This is a genomic window from Streptomyces virginiae, from assembly GCF_040638905.1.
GTDB classification, from domain to species: domain Bacteria; phylum Actinomycetota; class Actinomycetes; order Streptomycetales; family Streptomycetaceae; genus Streptomyces; species Streptomyces virginiae_B.
The window spans coordinates 117,710-141,032 of record NZ_JBEZYV010000010.1 but is presented as its reverse complement, the minus strand read 5'-3'; the positions used below and the strand labels follow the sequence as shown (position 1 = coordinate 141,032).

Annotated in this window: 18 protein-coding genes and 4 pseudogenes; 10 read left to right on the top strand and 12 right to left on the bottom strand. The window is 69.1% G+C overall.

All coding sequences use genetic code 11. From position 1 onward, the window contains the following. Positions 1-119: 119 nt before the first annotated feature. Positions 120-335, top strand: a pseudogene (locus AB0F82_RS16780) (hypothetical protein); the annotation flags it as partial. 300 nt (positions 336-635) lie between these two features. Here the strand turns inward: AB0F82_RS16780 and AB0F82_RS16775 are convergent. Next, positions 636-929: pseudogene (locus AB0F82_RS16775) on the bottom strand (helix-turn-helix domain-containing protein); the annotation flags it as partial. 540 nt (positions 930-1,469) lie between these two features. Between AB0F82_RS16775 and AB0F82_RS16770 the strand changes: the two are divergent. After that, positions 1,470-2,009, top strand: a complete 540-nt coding sequence (locus tag AB0F82_RS16770) for a hypothetical protein (protein ID WP_362628041.1) — start codon at positions 1,470-1,472, stop codon at positions 2,007-2,009. Positions 2,010-2,379: 370 nt separating this feature from the next. On the opposite strand, the gene AB0F82_RS16765 is transcribed toward AB0F82_RS16770, so the two are convergent. Together AB0F82_RS16765 and AB0F82_RS16760 are read right to left on the bottom strand one after the other, a co-directional pair. Beyond that, a complete protein-coding gene (locus AB0F82_RS16765) occupies positions 2,380-3,192 on the bottom strand; it encodes a hypothetical protein (protein WP_362628040.1) in 813 nt (270 codons plus the stop codon). 483 nt (positions 3,193-3,675) lie between these two features. Then, a complete protein-coding gene (locus tag AB0F82_RS16760; RefSeq protein ID WP_362628037.1) occupies positions 3,676-4,086 on the bottom strand; it encodes a hypothetical protein in 411 nt (136 codons plus the stop codon). Here AB0F82_RS16760 and AB0F82_RS16755 point away from each other — a divergent pair. Continuing rightward, positions 3,968-4,918 (top strand): Ku protein, encoded by a 951-nt coding sequence (locus AB0F82_RS16755; protein ID WP_362628034.1) that lies wholly within the window; start codon positions 3,968-3,970, stop codon positions 4,916-4,918. The genes AB0F82_RS16760 and AB0F82_RS16755 overlap by 119 nt on opposite strands. 207 nt (positions 4,919-5,125) lie before the next feature. On the opposite strand, the gene AB0F82_RS16750 is transcribed toward AB0F82_RS16755, so the two are convergent. Beyond that, positions 5,126-7,378 (bottom strand): hypothetical protein, encoded by a 2,253-nt coding sequence (locus tag AB0F82_RS16750; RefSeq protein ID WP_362628032.1) that lies wholly within the window; start codon positions 7,376-7,378, stop codon positions 5,126-5,128. Between the two features lie 503 nt (positions 7,379-7,881). Here AB0F82_RS16750 and AB0F82_RS16745 point away from each other — a divergent pair. The 3 genes and pseudogenes from AB0F82_RS16745 to AB0F82_RS16735 all read left to right on the top strand — a co-directional run. Further along, positions 7,882-8,731: pseudogene (locus AB0F82_RS16745) on the top strand (RHS repeat-associated core domain-containing protein); the annotation flags it as partial. A 287-nt stretch (positions 8,732-9,018) separates the two neighbouring features. After that, entirely contained in the window at positions 9,019-9,723 is a 705-nt protein-coding gene (locus tag AB0F82_RS16740; RefSeq protein ID WP_362628029.1) for a hypothetical protein, read from the top strand. A 646-nt stretch (positions 9,724-10,369) separates the two neighbouring features. After that, positions 10,370-10,942: a DUF4262 domain-containing protein gene (locus tag AB0F82_RS16735; RefSeq protein WP_362628026.1), complete on the top strand. Its 573-nt coding sequence runs from the start codon at positions 10,370-10,372 to the stop codon at positions 10,940-10,942. Between the two features lie 91 nt (positions 10,943-11,033). Here AB0F82_RS16735 and AB0F82_RS38685 read toward each other — a convergent pair. Continuing rightward, positions 11,034-11,382, bottom strand: a pseudogene (locus AB0F82_RS38685) (transposase); the annotation flags it as partial. A 53-nt stretch (positions 11,383-11,435) separates the two neighbouring features. Then, entirely contained in the window at positions 11,436-12,095 is a 660-nt protein-coding gene (locus tag AB0F82_RS16725; RefSeq protein WP_362628343.1) for a TMEM175 family protein, read from the bottom strand. 193 nt (positions 12,096-12,288) lie between these two features. Between AB0F82_RS16725 and AB0F82_RS16720 the strand changes: the two genes are divergently transcribed. Next, a complete protein-coding gene (locus AB0F82_RS16720; protein ID WP_362628023.1) occupies positions 12,289-12,432 on the top strand; it encodes a hypothetical protein in 144 nt (47 codons plus the stop codon). A gap of 451 nt (positions 12,433-12,883) precedes the next feature. Here AB0F82_RS16720 and AB0F82_RS16715 read toward each other — a convergent pair whose 3' ends face one another. After that, positions 12,884-13,270 (bottom strand): ANTAR domain-containing response regulator, encoded by a 387-nt coding sequence (locus AB0F82_RS16715; protein WP_362628020.1) that lies wholly within the window; start codon positions 13,268-13,270, stop codon positions 12,884-12,886. A 321-nt stretch (positions 13,271-13,591) separates the two neighbouring features. After that, positions 13,592-14,203, bottom strand: a complete 612-nt coding sequence (locus tag AB0F82_RS16710; RefSeq protein ID WP_362628017.1) for a CGNR zinc finger domain-containing protein — start codon at positions 14,201-14,203, stop codon at positions 13,592-13,594. A gap of 104 nt (positions 14,204-14,307) precedes the next feature. On the opposite strand from AB0F82_RS16710, the gene AB0F82_RS16705 reads away from it, so the two are divergent. Continuing rightward, a complete protein-coding gene (locus AB0F82_RS16705) occupies positions 14,308-15,156 on the top strand; it encodes an SDR family NAD(P)-dependent oxidoreductase (protein WP_362628015.1) in 849 nt (282 codons plus the stop codon). Positions 15,157-15,390: 234 nt separating this feature from the next. Here AB0F82_RS16705 and AB0F82_RS16700 read toward each other — a convergent pair whose 3' ends face one another. Next, the gene (locus AB0F82_RS16700) at positions 15,391-17,748 is read right to left on the bottom strand and encodes an Orn/Lys/Arg decarboxylase N-terminal domain-containing protein (RefSeq protein WP_362628011.1); all 2,358 of its coding nucleotides are present in this window, start codon (positions 17,746-17,748) and stop codon (positions 15,391-15,393) included. A 481-nt stretch (positions 17,749-18,229) separates the two neighbouring features. Between AB0F82_RS16700 and AB0F82_RS16695 the strand changes: the two genes are divergently transcribed. Beyond that, positions 18,230-18,514 carry a hypothetical protein gene (locus AB0F82_RS16695; RefSeq protein WP_362628008.1) on the top strand — a complete coding sequence of 95 codons (285 nt, stop codon included), beginning with the start codon at positions 18,230-18,232 and terminating at the stop codon, positions 18,512-18,514. A 416-nt stretch (positions 18,515-18,930) separates the two neighbouring features. Here AB0F82_RS16695 and AB0F82_RS16690 read toward each other — a convergent pair whose 3' ends face one another. Continuing rightward, positions 18,931-19,824, bottom strand: coding sequence for a LysR family transcriptional regulator (locus AB0F82_RS16690; protein ID WP_362628005.1), 894 nt, complete (start codon positions 19,822-19,824; stop codon positions 18,931-18,933). Between the two features lie 505 nt (positions 19,825-20,329). On the opposite strand from AB0F82_RS16690, the gene AB0F82_RS16685 reads away from it, so the two are divergent. Next, positions 20,330-21,112 (top strand): VOC family protein, encoded by a 783-nt coding sequence (locus tag AB0F82_RS16685; RefSeq protein ID WP_362628002.1) that lies wholly within the window; start codon positions 20,330-20,332, stop codon positions 21,110-21,112. A gap of 161 nt (positions 21,113-21,273) precedes the next feature. Here AB0F82_RS16685 and AB0F82_RS16680 read toward each other — a convergent pair whose 3' ends face one another. Together AB0F82_RS16680 and AB0F82_RS16675 are read right to left on the bottom strand one after the other, a co-directional pair. Continuing rightward, on the bottom strand, positions 21,274-22,104 hold the full coding sequence (locus AB0F82_RS16680; RefSeq protein WP_362628000.1) for a hypothetical protein: 831 nt from the start codon (positions 22,102-22,104) through the stop codon (positions 21,274-21,276). Further along, entirely contained in the window at positions 22,088-22,855 is a 768-nt protein-coding gene (locus AB0F82_RS16675) for a sigma-70 family RNA polymerase sigma factor (protein ID WP_362627997.1), read from the bottom strand. The genes AB0F82_RS16680 and AB0F82_RS16675 overlap by 17 nt, the downstream gene beginning before the upstream one ends. Between the last annotated feature and the right edge of the window lie 468 nt (positions 22,856-23,323).

Here is a 23,323-nt window from a genome sequence, read left to right as displayed (position 1 = left end):
CCGGCTCCCACTCCTGCCGCGCTCGGCACTCCCGCCGGTCTTCGTGACCGGACCAACTTCGCAGAGCGGCTCCTCAAGAGCCCGGAAAGATCGAAAACCCGGACAAGCCCACCCCGGCTTTGTTACAGAAGGCTACTTGTCACTTCTTGGCAGCTTCGGGAGGACAGGGCCCACGGGCACGTCCGCGGCTTGGCAGAGATCCTTCAACCCGCTCCGGTCAGCACCTCAAAGACTGGATTATCGCCGTCCGCACCGCGGACCTGCCCCGATTGCATGCCTTCGCCACCGGTCTGGAGAAGGACCGGGATGCCGTGCTCCAGGGCCTGAGGACGCGCTGGAACTCCGGCCCCGTCGAGGGCCGCGCAAATCACATCAAGATGGTCAAACGATTCGGACGAGCCAAGCTCCCCTGCTCCGCAAACGCGTCCTTCTCACAGCCGCAGCGAATTGGTGCCCCGGAGCCAGGACTGTCAGACCGCTGCGGCATGCTCGCCGGCATGAACGAAGACGCCTTCTGGCAGCTCATCGAGGACTGCAGGCCCACGGAGGAATCCGACCCGGACGCCCGACTCCTTGCAGCCACGCTGCGGACGCTATCGCCGACGGGTTCCGCGATCTTGCCGAGCTGCAAGACAGGGCAGCCCCACGAACGGGCCGATCCGGGCAGGCCCGAGCTTACGGGTCCGCCGCAGGTCGCAGACCCGCTCTTCCACCGCGGTCGCCGTCCGGTGCGGGGTCGTGCCCGGTCGGCTCGAGCGGTCGGCCAGGCCCGCATCGCCTTCGACCTTCCAGCGGCGGACCCATTTGTGGGCCGTGGGCCGGGAGATGCTCATCTCCGCCGCCACGTGCGCGACAGGCCGTCCGGCCAGGACACGTTCGACCAGGCTCCGCCTGCCGTGAACGGTCAGCCGGGCATTACGGTGGGACACGAAGACCTCCGTGTGTGGTGTGGAGCCTAGACACCTCCATGAGCGGACGGTCGCCGCCGCCTTCCCGGCTGCGTGCAGCTCCTGGAAGAACACCGCGACCGGTACCACGGCCGCGCCGTCGGCGTCAACGAGCCGGTAGGGTTCGTACCGGTCGCCGGTCTCCACCAGCCGGCCCCACCGAGGAACGGCCAATCTCGACAGATCCCGTTCGGGCACACGATCGTTCATCACGACCGCAGACCGTACTGGGGCGACAACCTCACCTGTGCCCTGAACTGCACAATCAGCGTGGTTCGTTCAGTCAACTGGTCGTCCGCTGCTCCCTCCTACGCCCCGATCCCGCCCAGCGCGGTCGGCTCGTGGAGATCTGCGGCAACCTCCTTGACCGGATCGCGGAAGCAGAGCGCGAGGGCTGGCTCGGCGAGATCGAAGGCGTGCGGGTTAGCCTGGCCGGCGCCGAGGACGAGCTCGGTCAGATCAACCGGCGGGCACAGACCGCCCCCATCAGCCTCGGTACGCCTACGACCAGGAGCACAGACCGTGAATAGCGACGTGGACCGAGAAGACCGCGGGCGCGATCCGAGCACGTGGACACTCGACCGGCTGCAGACGTTCATCCAGAATGCCCGAGGTCAGCAGCTTGAGACAGCACGCATCGCGGCGCAGGGACATGCCTACGACTCAGCCCACCCACAAGAAACCCGCCGCCAGTGGGCGAAGCTGTCGTTGCTCGCCAATCGGCTCATGCTCGCCGACGGCGAGGGACACCTGACGCGGGTAACCCAGCAGGACTTCATGCTCCGGATGTGGGTGATCGACAGGCTGGGCCCCGACGACACGGACCCCGACTGGAGCCCCGCCGCGCTGGCGGCCGACACGCTTGACGCACTGTCGATCACGCCCGCACAGGCTGCCGCCCTCGCCGACGGATGGCGCGACCTGACCATCGAGCAGATCCGCAAGCTCCGGTGGCACAAGAACCTGACGGCCCATTTCGAGACCCTGCTCGGCTACCTGGCACCTGGACGCACCCGCGATCAACTCTTGGCCTGGACCTCTACCCGCCGATTGCTGCCCTGACTGGCTACCTGGCCTTTCTCGGTCTCGCGGCTGCCATCTGCTGCTACAAGCGACTCGTCCGCCTCACCACATAGGACACGGTCTAAGTCCAACTGGACCAGCGCCGTAGGAGGCCTTACGTTCCTGGGACGGGTTGGTCGAGCCCTTCATATGGTTGGGCCGCCCAGGGGTGCCGGGTGTGGTTTTCCAGTTGGCCCGGCTGAGCGATTTGGTTGGCGCGCAGGGCAGTGCGACAAGTCCGATGGCACCCCGTGGCCTGTCAGGAAGACATGGATCGGACCCCGGCCCGGCTCAACCTACGGGTGCCGCTCCGTAGGCTGCGTGACCTGCCACTGCTGACACCCGGCACCCGCCGGGGTGGCTCCTCGCGTTACTCCGCGGGCGAGATCCGCCAGGTGCCGTGACGTACGTCGAGCGTCACCGTGAGGTCGGCCTGCTCCGGGAACGAGACGCCCAGCCGCCACGGGCCTGGCAGGGCGGCCAGCCTGATAGTGACCAGGTCCTCGGTGACGTTGCCCAGGGCTCCGTTCCAGTGGGGTGCGGTGGCGATCAGCTGCTCAGGGAGCCAGGGCCCGGGCTCGGGAACGCGCGAGAAGGGCTCCTCGGCGAGTTCGGCGAGGGCGGAGCCGGCCAGCAGGGCCAGCAGCCGCGCCAGGACCGCGGCAGGCAGAGCGGGGTCGCGGGTCTCCAACAACACGTAGCAGTCGTCGTGGCCCGAGAACCAGACCCGGGAGTCTCCCAGGCGACTCAGGAGCGAATTGTCAATGCCGGTCGTGCCGAGCACGAGGGCGAGCTCGTCGAGCTGCTCCTCGGTCACGTCGGCGGGCACGTCGATCAGAGTCAGCTCGTACGGCGACCAGCTGCCGTCGAGTAGACGGGGCAGGAGGTCGCGGTCCATCACCAAAAACTCCTCCGCGAGTCCGTTCGTGCCGGCCGCCCAGGATCCGAGGGAGTGGACCGTGCACGGCACGCCAAGCTCAGCCGCGATCAGCGAGGGCCGCGCAGGATGCCAGTCCTCATCCAGATAGGAGTTGGTCTCCAGCGACACCACCGCCACCGCGTCGTTCGCCACGGACACGAGCAGGTCGGCCAGCTCGCCCGCCTGGGCTGCACCCGCCCTCACCCGCCACAGCCCCTCGGCCTCGCGGACGCTGAAGCTCAAGGGGAACGGCCGGCGCTCCATGCCGACACTGTGGACGCTGAACGCGCCCTGCCGCCTGACCTCGATCACTGCCCCACCCCCGAGAACCCGCCGGACGCCTCTGCCCAGCCCGCATCAATCATCGCCGGTCAGCGGGGCGGGCCTGTCACGGCCGACTACCCCCTCGGCGTGGGCGTGGTCCAGGGATCACGTCCACGCGTAGTTCACGTCTTGCACGTACCGTTCCCAGGAACCGGCGCTGGTGGTCTGCTTCGCTCAGTGCTGGCGGGTGCCCTGGATTCGACCGACGAGGGCCAAGGCCTGTTCCGGGTGCTCCTCCAGCCACGTCCCAAGGTGTTCCTGGACTGCTTGTCCCACGCAGGTCCGTGCTGTTGGGTTGCCCAACACGCCGTGGGTGGAGCCCCGAACTCGGGATGGTCCAGCTTCACCGACACCACGGCTGTCAGGCCCTCGCCGACCCGATCGGCGTCAAGCCCGGGGTCCGTTTCTGTCAGCAGCAGCCACTTACGCGCGTACGCATTGCGCGGCCACCACCCCGTCGCGGAAACCCAGCTCGTGCGTGCCTCCGATAGTGGGCCGGCTGTTGGCGAAGCTACGGAGCCGCTCCTCATGAGAGCCGCACCAACGCAAGGCCACCTCCACCGTTCCCGCCATCCGCGGGTCCTCAAGCTCGAACGCGATGGTCTCCGTGAGGACGGGCGCCGCTGTCTCGGTGTCGAGGAAGGCGACGAAGTCCCGGGCACCGCCCGGGAACCGGAATCGGGCCGACCGGGACTCGCCCGGCTGGCGCCGGTCGATGAGCGAGATGTCCAAGGCCCGGTTCAGAAAGGCCAGCTCCCGGAAGCGCTCCGCCAGTGCGTCGAACGAGAACTCTGCAGTTTCGAAAATGTCGGTGTCGGGCCAGCTCGACGACATCGTCAAGGGCTACGACACCGGCGACGAGTACGTGCTGGTCGAACCGAGGGAGCTGGACGAGATCGCCCCCGGACGCTCTCGCTCGCTGGAGATAGTCGGGTTCGTCGACCTGACGGAGGTGGACCCGATCTTCTTCGACAAGGCCTACTACCTCGGCCCGCGCGGTGCGGAGTTCGGGAAGGTCTACAGCCTGTTGGAGCAGGCCCTGGCCAAGGCGGGTAAGGCGGGCATCGCCACCTTCGTGATGCGCCAGCACGAGTACCTCGTCGCGCTCAAGGCCGAGAACGGCCTCCTGACCCTGCACATCCTGCACTGGTCGGACGAGATCCGGGACCCGAAGAAGGAGATCGACACCCTCCCTGGCAAGGCGAAGGCTTCGGACAAGGAACTGAAGATGGCCGAGCAGCTCATCGGCGCCATGAGCATGACCTGGGACCCCCGCGAGTTCCACGACACGTTCCAGGAGAAAGTCGCCGCGCTGATCGCGGCGAAGAAGGCCGGCGAGACCGTGGAGAAGGCCGAACCCGCCGCCGAGCCGACCGGCGTCGTCGACCTCATGGAAGCCCTGCGCGCCAGTGTCGAGCGTGCCGGCAGCCCGAAAGCCACCGGCGGCAAGGCCACCGCATCCGGGAAGGCAGCCGCGCCCTCGAAAACGGCAGCGAATCAGCCGCTGGCGAAGAAGAGGCTTCGCTCCACTCCGAAGAAGGACCTCAGCGGCTTGTCGAAGGCCGACATCTATAGGAAGTCCGCAGCCGCGAACCTCCCCGGCCGGTCACACATGTCTCGCGACGACCTCGTGAAGGCCCTGTCCTCGTCTTCGTCCCGGCCCTGATCGACAAGAAGAGGAGGGGCTGAGACCCCCCGATGGAGCCGGTGCCTGGGCAAGCCGTTTAGAGGTTGTCCCGTATGGGTGTGGGTTATCCGGTGAGATCCTGCCAAGAGCCACAGGTAGGCCGGCTTCTCGGCATGCATCCGATGCTCCTCGCCCCGGCTCCTCAGGCGAGGGAGTCGGGGCGCGGCGTCCGGCTTTGGGCCTTGGTCATGGACGTTGCAGGGCAGGCCGTGCGGCGCTTCCGGCGCTCGCGAGCGTCAGGGTCCCGGTCGACTTCAGGGCCGCTCCGCCGTCGGCCGGCTGGACCGTGAGGGTCCACTCGTGTACGCCGCTGTAGAGGCGCTTGCCGCTCTGGTCCGTACCGTTCCAGGCGACGTCGATCAGCCCGCGGGCCTCTCCCCCGCTGCGTACCACCGAGCTGATCCCGGAGACCGTGTTGCGTACCGTCAGCTTCCAGGAGGCGACCGGCTTGGACAGCCACCAGCGCGTGTTGCCGCTGGTGGTGCTCGTGACCGTGACGGTGGCGGGGATCGACTGGTCGATGACCGTCAGTGGTGAGGCCTTGCCGGTGACTCCGAGGAGGTGGATCTCGTCCTTGGCGTCCTTGTCGTCGATGTAGGCGATGCCGCCGCCGAACCTGTCGACGGTCCACTGCTTCCAATAGGTGGAAAGGTAGGCGGCGTGCTCGCGCACGACCGCGCCGGAGCGCAGGTTGTACAGGTACAGACCATCGCGCGTCCGGTTTACGACGTAGCCGTCCCCGAGCTGCGCCTCGCTGCGCTCCGTGTCGGCGAAGGGCAGCGGGAACGCCTTGCCTGTAGGCGCGTGGAAGGCCGAGTAGGTGTAGGTGGCGGCGTTGCGCGAGCACCACGTGTAGAACCAGTCACCGGCCACCTGGAGTTCCCCGGGACGGCAGTTTGTCCGGAGGTCCACCCGTTTGACGACCTGGCCCGTGCGCAGGTCCGTGGCGGCGACGGCTCCGGTGTCGCCGTCGGGCCGCCACAGGAGGGAGCCCCAGAGGGAGAACACTCCCGTTGCATCCACGTTGACGTCGAGGACCTTGCCGGCGTTGATGTCGACGACGTATCCGTGGGCTTGACGGTCCACGGTCGCGATAGCCCAGATCACGGCATAGCGGCCGGAGACTGCTTTGACCTCCGCCACTTTGAGCGGTCCGGTAGCGGGCGTGGTCAGGGGAAACGTGCGGCGGGCTCCGCCGGGGCGCGCCTCCTGGACGAGGAAGTCGCTATTGCACGCCGTTTCGAGGCAGTGGCTCTGGATGCCCGGGGTGGCTGAGACGAGCCGCCCGTCTCCGGTTGCCCACCCCACGTCCCACGAGGGGTGGGAACAGATCAGGTCGTGCATGATGCTGCAGCTCCACGCGGGTGTGGCGGACACCGTCATGGGGCCCGACACCGAGGCCCGGTAGGCGTGGGTGCTGTGCTCGAAGTCGTCGATCTGGCGGACTGTCAGCTCGCCGTGCGTCAGCGTGGGCCCGTAGCGCTGGACGGGCTGTGAGGGTAGGGGCTCGAGTTCCTCCGCCACCGGGATGCCTTGCGCGTTCAGCGAGATGCGGTGGATGCCCCAGTGGTAGCGGTCCGGCCCGCCGATCGCGTACAGGTTGCCGTCGGTGCCGGCCACGGGGTCAGCCGCGAGCGCGGGCAGGACAGTGCGGGCAGTTCCGCCAGTGAGCGGATACGCCACCAATTCCGCGCTTGAGAAACCACCCCGGGCATTGATGACCCAGTCGCCCGTCTGGTGCAGGTAGCCGTAGGAGCCGACTGCGGGGATCGTCCTGGGCGCGGCGGTACCCGTCCGGGGCACCAGGCTGATCTTGTCCTTCCCCGCGAACACTGCCGTCCACTGCCGGCCCAGGCCGGCGGGGACGTCGCCCAGGGCGTCGGCTTCGGCCGGCAGCGGGAGGGCGCGCATGGTCGCGGAGGCGTAGTCGACCAAGCCGAGACGCATGCCCGTGGGGCCTTGGTAGCGGAGCAGCGCGCCCCGCGCATCGGCCTCCTTCACGGAGACCTGTCCGTCGATTCGCTCGGACGTCGCCACGAGAACGTCCTTGCGCGATTCGTTGCTGCGGCCCAGCAGGTGCAGGGCGAGCGTGCCGTCTGCGCGCTTCTCGGTCGTCAGCGCCTGGGTGGCTGAGACGGCGGGGAGCCAGATTCGGTTGGGCTGGGCGGGCAGAGCTTCGGCGGTTCCGGTGGCGAAGTCGCGGATGCGCAGGCCGTCCCCGTAGCCCGACCCGGCTCGGGGTGTGCACGCTTCCATATCGCCCAGCCGCAGGGTCCAGGCGTAGTGGCTCCCGTGGCAGTAGTCGCTGCCGGTCTCCTTGTTGTCCTGCAGGCTCCGCCAGTATGGGGCCCCGTTGACTTCCGGCTGCATCTGGAGGCCGGTACCGGCAGCGGCAAGCTGCCGCTTGGGCGCCTTGACGCTCGGTGCTGAGGCGATCACCGCTTCGCCTCCCGGCGCACGGACCGCGCCTGCGACGAATCCCGGTGAAACGGCAGCCAGGATCAGAGCGAGCCCGGCGACGCCGAACACCCGTGATCGTTTCATTCGGGTCCCCACCCTCGGACGAGCGCAGGGCGTACACACGTGCCCGACGCCCCTTTCGGAAATTTGAGCGGAGCATAACAAGGCGGTGGGGGCAGCAAGGGCCTGGGCTGCAACGATGCGGCAACACGGGGGTAGGCAGATCGCCGGAGCCGCGCCAGTCGCCGTTCATCCTTTGGGCGGCAGCCCCAAACCGAGTAGGGGTGGTCGACGACGTCAGTTGCCTTCTCGTCGTTGCTCCAGCCGGGCTGTAGGGCAGCCAAGGTGATGGAGTACCGCTCACCGCGTTCCCAGCCAGGCAAGTCAGCCTGTCCGGGACCACTTGATCTCAAAGTAGCTTCAAAGCACCTCGGCCCTCACCTTATCCAGGAAGGCTGCTACGGCCTGAGCGCGTCTTCGGCGGGACGGTCACCATGACCTCTGTCTGGGACAAAGCGGGACGGCTTTCAGAGCAGCACATCACCGCCGCAGAGCGCACTGTCGGCAGCCGCACCTACGCATATCGCACCGACGGCCACCTGATATCCGTTGCGGACCGGCAGTCACGCACCCGCAGTTTTGACCTCGACCGGAGCGGGCCGGGTCACGGGCGTCCTGGCCGGCCGACCACCCCGGCAGCGAGGCCACCGGATCACGGACCTACACCGGCACCGCTGTTTTCCGTGCGGGCGACGTCCGCTTTGAGCACGACGCCCTCGGCCGAGTCACACTGCGGCAGAAGACTCGGCTCTCCCGGAAGCCGGACACCTGGCGATACGCCTGGGACGCGGTGGAGGTACGGCTATGACCCGCTCGGCCGCCGCATCGCCAAGCAGCGGCTGACGGCTGACGGTCACCGCGTGGTCGAGGAGGTCCGTTTCGCCTGGAACGGCTTGATGCTGTGTGAGCAGACCAGCCACCGACCGGATCAGCCGACCACGGTCGCCCTCACCTGGGATCACCGCGGGGCCGTCTCGCTGGCTCAGACCGAGCGCCTTCCCTCGCGGCCGACGGCGGCCAGGGGGAGATCGACCGCCGCTTCTTCGCCATCGCCACGGACGTCATCGGCACTCCAATGGAACGGATGGACGAATGTGGCGAGATAGCGTGGCGTTCGCGCGCCACCCTGTGGGGCACCCCGGCCATTACTACGACCCTGAGACCGGCCTCCACTACAACTACTTCCGCCACTACGACCCCGAAACCGGCCGCTACACCTCACCGGATCCTCTCGGTCTGGCACCTGCCCCGAACCCTGTCGCCTACGTCGACACCGAGGCGGGGCTGTAGCGCAGAGGTAGATGCGCCCTCTTGGCAAGAGGCGGGACGCCGGTTGCAATCCGGCCTGCTCCCCCGCCGTGCGTACCCACGAAACGGCCGGCGCCGGGACGGATCCCGAACACCCGGCGGTGGGTTGAGGCCGCCAGGCCGGGCGTGACGCGCTCGGCACGGTCGTGTGGCGGCCGGTGCGGGCGCATCGGCAGTCCGACCCGACCGCGCGGCGCCGTCCTGACGCCCGTACCCTCCTTCCGACCCGCTCCCCACTGAAGAGAGTCTCCGTGCACACCGCTCACCGCCTGCTCGCCGCCGTCGCCCTCACCGGTACCGCGGCCCTCGGGCTCACCGGATGCCTGTCGTCCGAACCGTTCCCCGGCCAGCCAGGCTCCCGCGTGCTGAACGACTCCGTGACCGCGCTGCGCGGCGCGTCCACCTTCACCGTCGCCGGGACAACGTCCAGCCAGGGCATACCCACGCAGGTGAACCTGTCGATCAGCGGCACCGGCGACTGCAAGGGCACCATGTCGGCCCAGAGCGGCGGCAACATCGAAGTGGTCCGCACCCGGGACCACACCTTCCTCCGCGGCGACGAGGCCTACATGCTCGCCCAGACCAAGGACATGCCCGAGGACCAGGCGGGCCGGGCCCGCAAGGAGATGTCGGGCCGCTGGATGCGCACGGACGCCTCGGACCCTGCCCTGAAGGGACTGACCAGCCTGTGCGACCGCGACGGCCTGCTCAAGGAGCTCTACAGCATCCAGGGCGCGGAAAAGGGCTCACTGACCAAGATCGACGGTCAGGAGGCGGTCACGATCAACACGCCCGAAGGGGTCTTCCTCGTGGCCACCAAGGGTGAACCGTTTCTGCTCAGGGTGACCACCAGCGGCGCCAACACGATCGACCTCGCCTTCACCGGCATCAACCAGCCCGTACACGTGGACGTCCCGGCCGACAAGGACGTCTACGAACCGAATAGGAACGGCTGACATCCGCCGTACCTGTTCGATGCGCTCCCGACTGCAGGCCCGGGGCGCGACGTTCTTGGGCCGTCCGGCCCGCGGGCCGGACCGGCAGGGGCTCATGCCGCCCGTCGGGTTGACGCGCCGAGGGCGACCAAGCGGTCGGGCAACGGCACCAGGACGGATCCCGAACCCCTGAGAAGACAACGAGTTGGGGCCCGCAGGCCGCTGCGGCGCAGCGCGCCCGATCCGAGTCAAGCGGCCGGTGTGGAGCGGCCCCGGCCGTTACTGGGGATCCTCGCGCAGTACCCGGTGGGGTGCGAGGAGGTTGAAGGGCGCAGGGGGGCAGCTCCAGGCGGGGGCCGGCGTCGTCCCCGGTGTACCGGCCGCCGCAGGAGCAGAAGCTCCCCTCGTAGGCGCAGCAGTGCCGGAAGTGCCTCCCGTGCGGGTGGCCGGGAATCGTGTCAACAGGCCTCGTCCCTTTCAGGCGGTTCAACATCACGACGTCGGACAGGATCAGGCGCTCGCGCGGGCTGGGGGCAGCGCGCGTGCGCGAGCCGGGCGCCTGCGGCCGCCGACGGGGGCGCGGCAGCCCAATGCAGTTGCCTTAGCGCCGTGGCCCCGTGGCGCCCCGCACGGCGGGCAGCCGGTCCTGATCTGCTTGGATGCCCGGGTGACTGACCTGACCATGTCCTCGTCGTGCCCTTGCGTGCTGTGCGATCCCGCAGCCGCGGCGACCTTCCGAACACGCCGGCGGCGGAAGAAACGCTGGGCCCGACAGATGGCAGACGTCCGCAGGCACGGCTGGCACGTAGTGGGTGTTGGCGGTGAGGACATACCGGCCTGGGCCTTCACCGTCGGCCTGTGGCATTCCTATCGGATCCCCGAGGTCGCCATGTTCGGTTTGGAGCTTCAGGGGCTGATGCATTGGGTCAATGACGCGGCCGCCGAACTGCGCAACGGGCCCGCGACAGAGCCGGGCACGCTGCTCCCAGGCGTCATCGAGGGCTACGAGGTCCGGCTCCAACCCGTCGATGTCAGTTGGCACCGCCCCCTGCTCGGTACGGCCGTCGGCTTCTACCGTCGGACTCCGGTCCCCTTCATCCAGCTGGTCTGGCCGGACCGGGAGCACCGCTGGCCGTCGGACGAGCAGGCAAGTCCGGGCTGCCGCGCCCAGCCCAGCTTGTGGCTTCCGGTCGACGAGCACCCGACTGGGATCTGGACCGAGGAGGCTGCCGAGCACTGAGCCCTGCCATCGGGCGGGAGCCCAGCACCTGCTGGTCGTTGTTGAGCAGGAGAAGGATGACGAGAGCGGCTCCGCCGTCGGCAGGTCGATGGCCCCTTTTCGCCGCCCCGGCGGCGTGCTGGTGGGCCCGGCAGACGGTGGAGTCGGCGTCGACCTCCCAGGTGATCAGGCCCTTGGCGTCCGCCTCGGCCTGGAGCCGGGTGAAGATCCTCGCCCACGTGCCGTCCCGCTGCCATCGCCGGAACAGGTCACAGACCCGGTCCCAGGGCCCGTGGCGTTCCGGCACGTCACGCCAGGGGGCGCCGGTGCGGGTCCGCCACCGTATGCCGTCTATCAACTGACGGCGCATCCACCACCTGCGGCCGACCCGGCTTGATGCCCTGCGGCAGCAGCGGCTCGAGCCGGACCCACTGGCCGTTCGCCAGATCTCCACGTCCCACAAGACGTGATCATGAACGAACAAGATCCACTTTCGCAACAGACCCTAGACGCCTCAGCCGCCCGGGGCGGGAGGCGGTTGGGTGGCCGCGCGCAGGCGCTTGCCCCGCTGGCCCAGCACCACTTTCACCGGGACCAGCACCGCCCACCACAGCTGCGCGCCCGTCGGGGAGACGAAGGCGAGCGGCACGGCTACAGCGAAGACCAGCACCATCGACGCCAGATCGAGCACATCGTTGCGCGCCACAGGATCGGGCATCGCCGTACTGCTGAGCCACGGGCGCTTCCACAGGACGACCGCCAGCGCGAGCTGTGCGGCCCCGAGGGCCGCGACGGCGCCGGAGTAGACCGCCACCGACTGCGGCCGGTCCCCGTACTCGGCCAGCAGCGTGGTGGGGAACGGCATCAGGGCGATGAGCCCCAAGTTCAGCAGCGCGAGCTTGAGGACCGTCCCGTCCACCTCCCGCACGTACCGGAAGACCTGGTGGTGGCCCCGCCAGAACGCTGCGATGACCACGAAGCTGAGGGCGTACGCCCACAGGTTCGGCATCACCTCTCCCAGCGCCTCTTCAAAACCGGCCGGGTCGAGCTCGGCGGGCAGCGTGATGTCCAGCGCCAGCAACGTCATCGCGATGGCGAAAACACCGTCCGACAGCGCCAGGAGCCGGGTCGCACTACCCTCGTCGTCCCGCACTCGCTGATGACCGTTCACCAGGCCACAATAGGGTTGAACATCCCGGAATATGTTGATTGCCGCGTACGCGTTTGTGAACTCGGTCAAGGGCTCTGAGGACATCCGTGCCAGCTGACGCGACACAGGCCCGCCCTGCCTCGACCTGCGGGCCGGGTCCGCCGCCGCCCGTACGCCCGGCTCCGAGCTGCTGACGGCCACGGTCGTCGTCGGCCTATTGGCCGCAGGAGCGGTCGCGGCCCAGACCGAGCCGTGGATCCGGATCCGGTACGCGGTCTGGGGCCGCCCGCTGGCCCGCTGCCCGATTGCCCTGCACACCGACCTCGCCGCGAACACGACCACGGAGGAGACCGCCCAGTGAGCGCTTCCGCCGCCAAGGCCTCCCCCCGGCTCCGTCCTGGCACTCCAGGAGCTCGCGGAAGCCTGAGGAGTGGATCGCGGAGAAGCGGGCGAAGACGTCCGGGGGACGCCACCCTCCTGACCGAGGGAGCCGAAGCCCTTCCGAGGTCGAACCACTCCGCATTGCCGTAGACATGTCCCATGCCCTCCAGTCGATGAACGCCTCCCACCACGTGCGCAAGGAGTGATCGCCCTGGCTCCTGCGGCACAGCACCTACACCGAATGGGTGGGCAGAGGAACTTCCCGAACAACGGCAGCCGACCCAGGGAAACACGCCTACACCCCGGGACGGGCGCTCATGTACCGGCCGAGGGAACCTGCCTGGCACAACGCGGCGGCAGGGCGCTGCGAGATCCACGCAGGCGGGCCCGGCCGGAGAGGCCCGGGCCCGGCACGGCCATCGCAGGGGTCGTCATTCCTCGGGGAAGAACGTCCCGCCCGTGGCTACCGCCTGCAGGGCGTCGCCCAGGTTCGCCAGATCCCCGGTTTTCGTCACGTACGCCGCGGCCCCCGCACTCCTGGCCCGGGCCGCGTATTTCTCCGCAGGCCGGCCGGTGAGCACGACCGTGCGGGTGTCCGTCTTGCCCGACACACGTTTGACCAATTCCAGGGCGTCCAGCCCGGGAAGGGCCAGGTCGATGATCAGTACGTCGGGGCTGTGGGCCCTGACCAGTGCCATGGCATCGCGGCAGTCCTCAGCCTCACCGACAACAACGTAGCCACCCCGCTCCAGCAACGGCCTGAGAGCGGCTCGGACCGTCAAGTCCTCGTCCGCCACCACTACACGCTTCGCGGTCATCGACGTCTCGTCCCTTCGTCGGAATCAGGAGTCGTGAAGACCGTTCCCGCCGGCTCTCCCAGCAACACTCACAGTCGGCGCTCCAGGGAGCGCCCGTATAGCCCGTGGCCCGGGCCACGTGACCACGTCGGCTCCCCGTTTCAGCGGTCTCGGTGAAACCCCTGAAGGGCCTAACCGGATGCTGTCATCGGCGTGTACGCGGACCAGTCCATCCATGTCGCGGCGCTGTCTCCCGGGCCGCGGCCGCGGCAGGGCGTGTTCGCGCGAAGTCGCCCGTAACCCCGGCGGGTTCGAGAGGGGGTCACTCGTGGAGCCGCGGCCTCACGCCTCGGGCATGGCCTCACCCTCCCGGCGCTGCCGCCGGCGGTAATTGCGCATGGATACCTGGGAGCCGCAGCCGGTACTGCAGTAAAGCCCTGCCCCGTTGCGAGTCCGGTCGAAGAAGCCGAAATGGCACGGGGGGTTGCGGCACGCCTTGACGCGCCCCCAGTCGCCGGTCTGCGCGAAGGTCGTCACTGCGGCCAGTACGGTCCCGAACACCCGCGGCACCCCTGCCTGCGGCGACGCCAGTTCGACGCCATCGGCGGTGACCATCGTCGCCAGCGGGTAGAGCGCACCTGCGCGCCGCAAGTGTTGCTCGGCGTGCTGGAGCGGCTCGCCGAGGCTCTCCTCGTCGCCCGAGTGCGCGAGCAGCAGGGTGACCAGGGCGTCACGCAGCTCGCGTGCAGCCGCGGCATCGGCGTCGGTCGCCACCGTATGGCCGCCGAACTCGTCGTGCTCCGCCAGCCATGCCGCGAACGACTGCCCGTCCCGGAACACCTCTCGTCGGCCGCCTCCGTCCGCGCGCGTGTTCACGAACGTGAGCACGGTCTCCACCACCGGCACGACGGTGCGCGGGCCGGGCTTCGCAGATTCGGCTGAAGCACTACTCATCACGCCATCTTACACCGGCAGAGCGAGGCCCTAAACCGCCTAACGGGCAACCCAAAGCGTCCCCACGCTTGACTCGTTGCGAGCTAACAGCCTACGTTCGCAACATGAACGGAACTTCAAGTCAGCAGACCAGCCCCCGCACATGGCTCATCACCGGCGCGACCTCCGGCATCGGCCGCGAACTGACCCGCCAGGCGCTGGAGAACGGCGATGTCGTCTCGGCGATCGCCCGCAACACCGTTTCCCTGCAGGAACTGACCGAAGCGCACGGCGACCGCCTGCTCCTCATCGGGGCAGACGTGCGTGACGAGCAGGCCGTCCGGGAAGCGGTGGAACACACGCTCTCGCGGTTCGGCCGCATCGACGTGGTGGCGAACAACGCCGGCTACGGACTCTTCGGGGCCGTCGAGGAAGCCTCCGACACGCAGGTCCGCGCTGTGTTCGACACCAACGTCTTCGGAGTGCTCAACGTGCTCCGCGCGACGCTGCCAGTACTTCGCTCCCAGCGATCCGGACACATCCTCCAGGGCTCCTCGGTCTACGGGCAGTCCGCCCACCCCGGCGTGGGACTACTGGCCGCGACCAAGTACGCGGTCGAGGGACTGTCGGAGGCGCTGGTGGCCGAAGTCGCACCGCTCGGCATCAGTGTCACGATCATCCAGCCCGGACTGACCGCCACCCCCTTCCTGTCCAACCTCGATGTCGCGGTCGGCCTGGACGACTACGACCAGACCGTCCGCGCGGTTCAGAAGGGCATCGGAGAACTGCCCGCATCCGCGTTCTCCTCCGCAGCCCGGATCGCCGAAGGCATCCGAACCGCGGTCGACAGCCCCAACCCCCCGCTCCGCCTGGCCCTCGGCACCTCCAGTGCCACCGGAATGCGCACCGCCCTGGAGGCCCGCACCGCAGACCTGGACAACTGGAAGCGCGTGACTGACGCCGTCGACAGGTGAGCGCGAGTCCCGCCGAAGACCAGCGCTGACAGCCAGAGCCCCAGGCCCCGGAGCCGGCTGACCAACAGCTCCGGGGCCCTCACCTCGAGCCGCGTCGTCCGACCAGGCGGCGGCACAGGGGCCCTCTGAGTGGATCCTGGTCCCGTGCGCGGCACACGTAGGGGCGGCGTAGGCCGCCGGTTCCCGACCGTTCTCCCCCGCGACACTCGGCCCCCGAGGCCGCGTCAGTGGCCTTCAGGAAACGGTGCGGAGGCATTCGATGAGGTAGTAGCCCGTTTCGGGGTCAGTGGTGACGCCGTGGGCTTCGCTGCCGAAGCCTGGGAAGGCGCGGTCGAAGGCCTCGAGGGCCGTGAGGTAGCGCAGGAGGGGGCCGTCGGGGGCGCCGAGGGATTCGCCGGGCATGAGGACGGGGATCCCGGGCGGGGTGACGGTGACCATCGCGGCTGCGATCCGGTCGGCGGCGTCGGCCAGGCGGACGCGTTCGGTGCCGCCCCGGATGAGCTGCTGGTAGCAGTGGCGGGGTGGGTGGACAGGGACGGGCAGGTCGTGGAAGGCCTCGTCGAGTGCGGTGATGAAGGCGCCGCGGGTGAGGTGCTCGTGCATCTGCGTGCACAGTTCGCGCAGGGTGGTGTCGCGATAGCGGGACCGGTGGCGTGCCACGAGGGCGGGCAGGACCCCGTCGAGGGGGGCATCGGTGTCGTAGAGCGCCTTGAAGTCCATCAGGGCGTCCATGAGCGTGCCCCACTTGCCCTTGGTGATGCCCATGGAGAACAGGATGAGGGTGGTGTAGCTGTCGGTCTTCTCGACGACGATGCCGCGGGTGGCGAGGTATTCGGTCAGGACGCGGGCGGGGATGCCCCAGGGCTGGGTTCGGCCGGTGGCGGTGACGCCGGGGCAGGTGAGGGTGACCTTGACGGGATCGAGGAGGCAGTGGCCTTCGGTGAGACCGGCGAAGCCGTGCCAGGCGGCGCCCGGTTCGAGCTGCCAGCAGGCGGGGTCGGTGGCCAGGAGGGTGGCGGGTGCGTCCGCGAGGGGGATGCGGGTGCCGGTCGCGGGGTCGGTGACGTGTTCGGGCTGCCAGACGCCGAAGAACCAGTCCGGGCGGTCCGCGGCGGCGGTGATGCGGCGGCCGGTGCGGACGACTGCCTGCCGGAAGCGGATCGCCTCGGTGACGGCCTCGTCGATCAGCCACCGGCCCTGTGGGCCGTCCATCATCGCGGCGGCCACGTCCAGGGAGGCGATGCCCGGGTAGAAGGCGGAGGTGGTGCCGTGCATCATGAACGCCTCGTTGAAGCGGTCGTGTTCCACCGGGGCGCGCGGCGCGGGGCGGACGTGGACCATGGCGCACTGGGACAGCGCGGCGAGGAGTTTGTGGGTGGAGTGGGTGGCGAAGACGGTGGGACGGTCGTCGGCCGGGAGCGTGTCCGCGGTCACGGCCATGCCGTAGCGCCCCTGATACAGGGGGTGGAAGCGGGCGTATGCGAACCATGCCTCGTCGAAGTGGAGGCGGGGAGTGCTGGGAGCAAGGGTTCGGGCGGTGGCCACGGTGTCGTAGCACAGGCCGTCGTACGTGGAGTTGGTGATGACCGCGTACTGGGCGTCGGATGAGACGGCGCCGGCGGTGAGGGGGTTGGCGGCGATGCGGTCGGCGATCGCGGCCGGGGCGGTCGTGGCGGACGGGAGTGGTCCGGCCAGGCCGTATCCGTTGCGGGTCGGCACGAGGTAGACGGGGCGGGCGCCGGAGACGACCAGCCCGTGCAGGACGGACTTGTGGCAGTTGCGGTCGACCAGGGCGATCTCGTCGGCCGTGACGCTGAAGTGGCCGACCATGCGGTTGCAGGTGGAGTCGCCGTGCAGGACGAAGTAGGTGCGCTCGGCGCCGAAGACACGGGCGGCGTTGCGTTCGGCCTCGCCGATCGGTCCGCTGTGCTCGTAGAGCGAGCCGAGCTCCCCGACGGAGATCGACAGGTCGGTGCGGAAGAGGCGCTCGCCGTAGTAGTCGAAGAACGCTCGGCCGGCCGGCGATTTCAGGAACGCGACTCCGCCGGCGTGGGCGGGGGTGTGCCAGGAGTACTCGTGAGCGTCCTCGAACCGTTTCAGGGCGCGGAAGAAGGGGGGCAGGACGTCTGCCAGGTAGGTACGGGCGGCGGCCGTGACGCGGCCGGCGATGAAGGCGGGTGTGTCCTCCAGCGGCCAGATGTAGCCGACGACCGTCTCCGACACCCACAGCGGCAGGTGTTCGAGGTCGTGCTCGGAGCTGTCGGTCATCAGCAGGAAGACGGGCAGGTCCTTGAAACGGTGCCGGATCCTGTCCAGGACCTCCGCCCCGCCCGTCGGCACTTCCAGCCCGTCGGGCGTCGTTCCTGCCGGTTCACGGCGGGCGGCGCGGGAGGGGAGGTCCCAAGCCACCACCGCGGCCGCGATGCCGGCTTCCGTCTGCAGCATCGCCCGGGCGTCACGCGCGTCACCGACAGGCCGCAGCTCCAAGCCCCGGTTCTCCAGCTCCTTGCCGATCCTCCGTAGCTGCTCGGCACTCACCCCACCTCCGAGGGGGTCCTCCCGCAGTGCCAGCAGCACCGTACCGATCGCCATGACCCCACCCGCCTTCGCTCACAAGGGGCCCGACAGGCAGGACGCCGACGGGACCGCCCGACACCGCTACGTGCAGGGCAGTCATCAGCCTGGCCGAGCCCCCCGCCCCACAACCGATTTTCACCTTCCGCTTCACCCGCACGGACGATATCCGCCGATTCGGCCAGACACGTCCCTGATCACGACGGTAAGGGGTGTCCGCGCGGCAGGGCCCGGGCGGGCGGCACGGCCAGGGCTACAGCCCGCGCGTCAGCACCATCCCGCTGCCAGCGCCTGTCGGCCTGACGACGAGCGTGTCCCGTCCGGCGACGACCTCAGGTACGCCGGGCCCGGCGCTGGCTCATGGTCACGAGCGCGGCAAGGGTCATGATCGCTCCTCGCCTCGGAGTACGTGCCGGACGGGACTGCCGTGGAGCGGTTGAAGCGGTGGGGAAGGGAAAGGTGCCATGTCCAGGCACGAACGAACGAAGGGAGCGCCGTCATGCCCGACCGACAGGAGAAGAAGGACGACAGGTCGCCGCTGGAGCGCGTGACCGGCGAGAACGATGTGTCCCCCGAGGAGGAGCGGCAGCGTAACGCGGCTTCGTCCGACGAGAAAGGCCGGCTCCAGGACATGGCGGAGAAGGTCAAGGACGCGGCGCGGGAGGCCCTGGGTACCGGAAAGCGCGAGCCGACCGAGGCCAGCCAGGAAGCCCAGGAGATGCTGCGTGAGCGTCGTGACGGGTCAGATCGCCGACTGTCATCGGACGGACCGGGTAACGGCTGAGCACGGCCGTCGGGACCTGCCCGCACACGGAAAGCGCCGGTTTCCGCCGGGCCGGTAAGGCGTGGTCCGGCCGGCGGAAGACTGGGGCTGCGCTGCCTACGGGCTGGCAGCCCCCGCACTCCTCCCCCGTCATCTGTTTCGCGGCCCTGCAACGCGGCCGCCGGCTCCGGGCACGGTATGACTGTGTCCCTCTGTCGAACGCGTCAACCACCTTGGAAGGGCGAGATGTTGGACACCGGGTGTGACGGTGATGGAGCTCGACGTCGCCGGCAGCGACGGGCTGCTGCCCCTGGCCGAGCCTCCCCCGGTACGACGCCGCCGCCCCCGGCATCCCCGTGCGGGTGGCCGACTTCACCGACTCCCGCGACCTGGCCTACCTCCGCGGGTCGGTGAAACGGTCACGGATTTCGCGCACGTCAGAACCGGTACGCCCCGAGATCTCGTACCGTCTCGGCGAGAGCGCGGATGAGGTCGTTCTCGGCTTCGGTCCTCCAGACCAGGACGAAGTGCATGGGAGGCAAGTCCGGGACAGGGAGCCAGCGGATGTGGCGCATGCCCCAGTGCCTGGTGACGTGGCCAGGCCATGCATGGATGATCTCGCCCATGCCGACGTAATTGATCAGGTCGTCGCCGGTGTCCGAGACTGCGGACTCGATGCGTTCGATCGTGCGGCCCCGAGGGGTGTAGAAGGGCAGGTAGCCGTCCTCCCAGTAGTCCGGCAGGCCGTGGACTGTGCCGTGCGGGAAGTCGGCGAACAGCTCCAGCGGTACGGTGTCCCGTTCCGCGAGCCTGTGGTCGGCGGCCACGGCGAGGATCCGCGAGTCCGTGCACAGGACCGGTCCGACGGTGAAGTCCGGTTCCTCCACCGGTAGCCAGGCGACGAGGACGTCCATGACACCGCTGCGAAGCTGGCCGAACACATCGGTGTAGGTCGCCTGACGGACCTGGAGTCCCCAGTGCGGATACCGGGCTCGAAACGCCTTCCAGTAAGGGTGCAGGTCGGCGACGTTGAAGGGCATCAGGCTGACGCGGAGCTGGGCGGTGATGCCCCGGGCCGCAAGCTGAGCGCGTTCGAGGGAGTCGTGGAGGCCCGCGTAGACCGGTCGCAGGTCCTCACGGAACTGGCGGCCGACTTCGGTCAGGCTCACCGTGCGGCTGGTACGGGTGAACAGCTCGGCGCCGATGCGCCGTTCCTGTTTTTTGATGGCCTGGCTGACGCGAGCCTGGGAAACGTGCAGGCGCTGCGCTGTCCGGCCGAAATGCAGCTCTTCCGCCAGTGTCAGGAAGATCTCGATGTCCCGCAGCTCCACCGGCCCCCCGCCCCCGTCGATAACCCACGGGTTATCGAACCGCGTGGAAGTCTGCCTTGATCATATGTCCGAACCCCCGGATCGTTAAGCCATGCACGCACCCCTGGACAACCTTGCTTCGGTACCGTCAGCCGGCCGGCGTGGCGCACGCGTGCCGCGCTTCTGCGCGGCGGGTGCCTGTCCTTCGCTGCCGGATGGACGCCGTTGAGAGGACGCGACCCGGGTGCTGACCTGACCGCCGGTTCAGCCTGAACTCGGCCTGATCGCAACGGCCACACGCACCTACGGACCGGCGAAGGCGAAGTCCTCGTGGGCCGACGGAGCCCTTGATGTGGCCTCGACGGTTGATCCGCTCCAGCTGGACGCGCGCGTCACGCGGCGTCCTTCGGCGGTGCGTGCCGGCCGGACGAACCTGGCCCTGACACGCGCAGAACCCCTGCTTCACCGCATCGTGCCGACGTCTCCGCCTTCACCCACCACCCCAGACAACTTATGAGGAGCTGCCATGCATGTGTCCGCGTCCACCGTTTCCCTGACCGTCTCCGACGTCCACGCCTCCCGCGACTTCTTCGTCACCCACCTCGGCTACGAGGTGGCCATGGCTGACGACGGCTTCTGCTCGCTGACCCGCAAGGATGCCGGCGTCGACCTCGTCCTGCTCCGCAAGGGGACCGAAGTCCTCCCGGCTGAGCAGCGGGACCGGGAGGCGGGCGGCCTCATCCTCGCGTTCACCGTCACCGATCTCCATGCCGAGGAGACCCGTCTACGCGCGGCGGACGCGCCCATCACCATGCCGCTGCGCGAAGAGCCCTGGGGCGAGCGCCTGTTCCAGATGACCGACCCCAACGGCGTCGTCGTCCAGCTCGTCGAATGGGCCTCCCCCGACCACCCCGAGGACCGGGACCAGGATCTGGGCGCACGTGTGATCACTCCCTCGGCCGAGAACGTCACCGTCTCCCCGAACGCCACCATGACCGGCCTGGCGTCCCCCAGTCGTGGCAGCGCGGAACTCAGCACCTGGACGGTCACGATGGAGGCCGGTGCGACCGGCCCCGAACACTCCATCAGTCGCGAACAGGTCTGGACGGTCACCGCGGGCGTCCTCGAGGTGACGTGCGACGGTCGTGGCCAGCAGGTTTCGGCCGGCCAGACCCTGATCCTTCCGGCGGACCGGACCCGCCGGATCCACGCGCACGAGCAGGTCCAAGCCCATGTCTCGATGCCCTCCGACGGAGTCGCCTCCGTACCCGGCACCGAGGGCAGCCGTGAACTGCCATGGGCCCGGTAGCCGTCGCTGCTCCGGACACGACGGGCCCCAGGGGGGGCTTTGGCGACGCCGGCCGTGCCCGGCAGTCCACGGCCGCGGCCGGCGTCCATGGGGATGGGAGTCGCTCAATGCGTGTGTGCGACGCCGGTCCCCGCCACCCGGGGCCAGCCCTTCCTCCGAAGTCACCGGGGCTGGAGGTACTTGACCGGGGGGCGTTCGGGGCGGGAGGCGTTGGCTGTGGGCTTGGTGGGGCGTATGCGGCGTGAGAGGCGGGGTGTGGTGCAGGGTTCGCCTTGGGCGGGGGTACGGGCACCAAGGAGGCTGGAGGTGACGGCCAGGATGATGGTGATGTTGCCGGCGAAGTCGTCGGCGGGCACGGGGATGTCGATGTCGGGGTTCCCCAGCTGGCCTACGGCGACGGCTGCGGGAACGTAGTCGATCATGGCGTCGGTGAGCTCGGTTCGGGGGTGCGCAGCCTCGTGGTGGAGTTTGCCCAGGACGCGTAGGACGGTGGTGGTGCTGGAGTCGAGGTTCCTGATGCGGCCGCGGTCGCTGGACAGCGGTGTGGTTTCGGGGGCGGGGTCGGTGTCGACCTGGGTCTGGTGGCGCCACCAGGCGGCCGCGTCGGTTTCGCCGAGGGCGAGGTGGTGGAGGTAGAGGCAGTAGGAGGCGGCGTCATCGCCGGCTCCGGCGGCGTACTGCCACCAGAAGCGGGCGCTGTCGGCGGCGTCGGCGAGTTGGAGGATGCAGCCCAGGACCCGGGCGCCGGGCGGGCCGGGGATCTTGTCGGTGAGGAAGTCCTGCAGCGCTTCCGCGGCGGTGCGGGCGACGACGGTCTCGCACAAGGTCAGTAGGTACCGCGCGGCAGTGTACTCATCGGCGTCAGAACCGTGCGGTCCCCATTCCATCGGGAGCACCATGTGGTCCTCCGCGTGGCGGGGGACCACGTCGCGTGGCATGTCGAGGTCGTCGCGCAACAGAGCGGCGGCCAGGAACTCATCGATCGGATGCATGAGGGCCTTCCGGATGGGCGGGGAGGTTGAGGCGGGTGGTCAGGGAGCGCCTGGCGTGACGTTCGGTGGAGATGACGAAGGCGGGCGTGACGCCCAGGAGGTCGGCGACGGGGGTGGTGTCCATGCCGCGCAGGTGGCGCAGGACGATGACGTCGAGTTGGACCTCGGGCAGCCGGCTCACGGCGCGGAAGAGAGCCAGGGCCCGTTCGGCCTGGGTGAAGGCCGCAAGTACGGTGGCGTTGTCGAGGGCGACGGTGCTGAAGGCCGCGCCGGCCAGATCGGGGTAGCCGTCGGTGTGAGGGGCGCGGGCCATGACCCCGCGGCGGAGAACCTGCCAGGCATAGTGCTGGACGTGGGAGCTGGCCAGAGCCTCGTGCCAGCACAGCCAGAGGATGTCGAAGGTCTCGGTGACGACGCGGCTGGTTTCCCCTGAGTCCCTGAGGAAGACGTTGGCGTAGCTCTCGTAGCGTGCGCCATTGGTCTTCGCGAAGGCGTGGTGTTCCAGCGGCGGGGCGGACGGCCCGGTGGAAACGACGATCTTGGCTATGCTCCCCTGGATCCAGCCCCTCTTCTTCTGCGCCTCACGAGCGGCGGCCGCCCACAGGCGGCACATCGGCGTGACCGGCATCCCCAGTACCCTGACCAGCGCGTAGGTTATCTCCCAGTGGGGGTAGAGGCCGACACCGCGCAGCAGCTCGGTGACCTTCGACTTCGAGAACCCGGCGCGTTCGGCAAGGTGGCTGGCGGTCATCCCGCTGGCATCCAGACGTGCACGCATCGGCTCGAGCCATGCCCGATGCTGCGGGCCCGTGCCGTCCACGATCGGCCCGAGTTTGCGACCGGGGCGACTGGGAGGCTCCGCGCCCCCCGTTCCCGCGGTCGGTGACATCGGCGTCATCGCCGCGCCTCCACGTCCGGCCCTGGGTGTATCGGCGCCCCCAACCACAGCCGGGCTCGGACGGAAGCCGAAACCGAGGCGAGGCGGAACGAGGCGGGGCCGCCCGAAGCCGGGAGGGCTGACGCGCGGTCGGCCGAAGCGGGCGCAGCGGCCGGGCTGCGCGAGGGCCTCACCGCCCCGACCACCAGGACCGGCGCTGAGGCAGCGCCGGCGCGCACATGCTGAAGCAGCATCGAACCTGTCTCCAAAGTAGACAAATGCGTTCATCCGGAAGGCAGTTGACCGCCACGCGTGCCACACGACGGGTTGCCGGGACGACAG

Coding starts and splice junctions, on each gene's coding strand:
- AB0F82_RS16765 (WP_362628040.1), bottom strand. CDS start 3,192: ATGGAGCGCCGGCCGTTCCCCTTGAGCTTCAGCGTCCGCGAGGCCGAG.
- AB0F82_RS16755 (WP_362628034.1), top strand. CDS start 3,968: ATGAGCGAGATGTCCAAGGCCCGGTTCAGAAAGGCCAGCTCCCGGAAG.
- AB0F82_RS16760 (WP_362628037.1), bottom strand. CDS start 4,086: ATGTCGTCGAGCTGGCCCGACACCGACATTTTCGAAACTGCAGAGTTC.
- AB0F82_RS16715 (WP_362628020.1), bottom strand. CDS start 13,270: ATGACCGCGAAGCGTGTAGTGGTGGCGGACGAGGACTTGACGGTCCGA.
- AB0F82_RS16710 (WP_362628017.1), bottom strand. CDS start 14,203: ATGAGTAGTGCTTCAGCCGAATCTGCGAAGCCCGGCCCGCGCACCGTC.
- AB0F82_RS16705 (WP_362628015.1), top strand. CDS start 14,308: ATGAACGGAACTTCAAGTCAGCAGACCAGCCCCCGCACATGGCTCATC.
- AB0F82_RS16700 (WP_362628011.1), bottom strand. CDS start 17,748: ATGGCGATCGGTACGGTGCTGCTGGCACTGCGGGAGGACCCCCTCGGA.
- AB0F82_RS16695 (WP_362628008.1), top strand. CDS start 18,230: ATGCCCGACCGACAGGAGAAGAAGGACGACAGGTCGCCGCTGGAGCGC.
- AB0F82_RS16685 (WP_362628002.1), top strand. CDS start 20,330: ATGCATGTGTCCGCGTCCACCGTTTCCCTGACCGTCTCCGACGTCCAC.
- AB0F82_RS16680 (WP_362628000.1), bottom strand. CDS start 22,104: ATGCATCCGATCGATGAGTTCCTGGCCGCCGCTCTGTTGCGCGACGAC.
- AB0F82_RS16675 (WP_362627997.1), bottom strand. CDS start 22,855: ATGACCGCCAGCCACCTTGCCGAACGCGCCGGGTTCTCGAAGTCGAAG.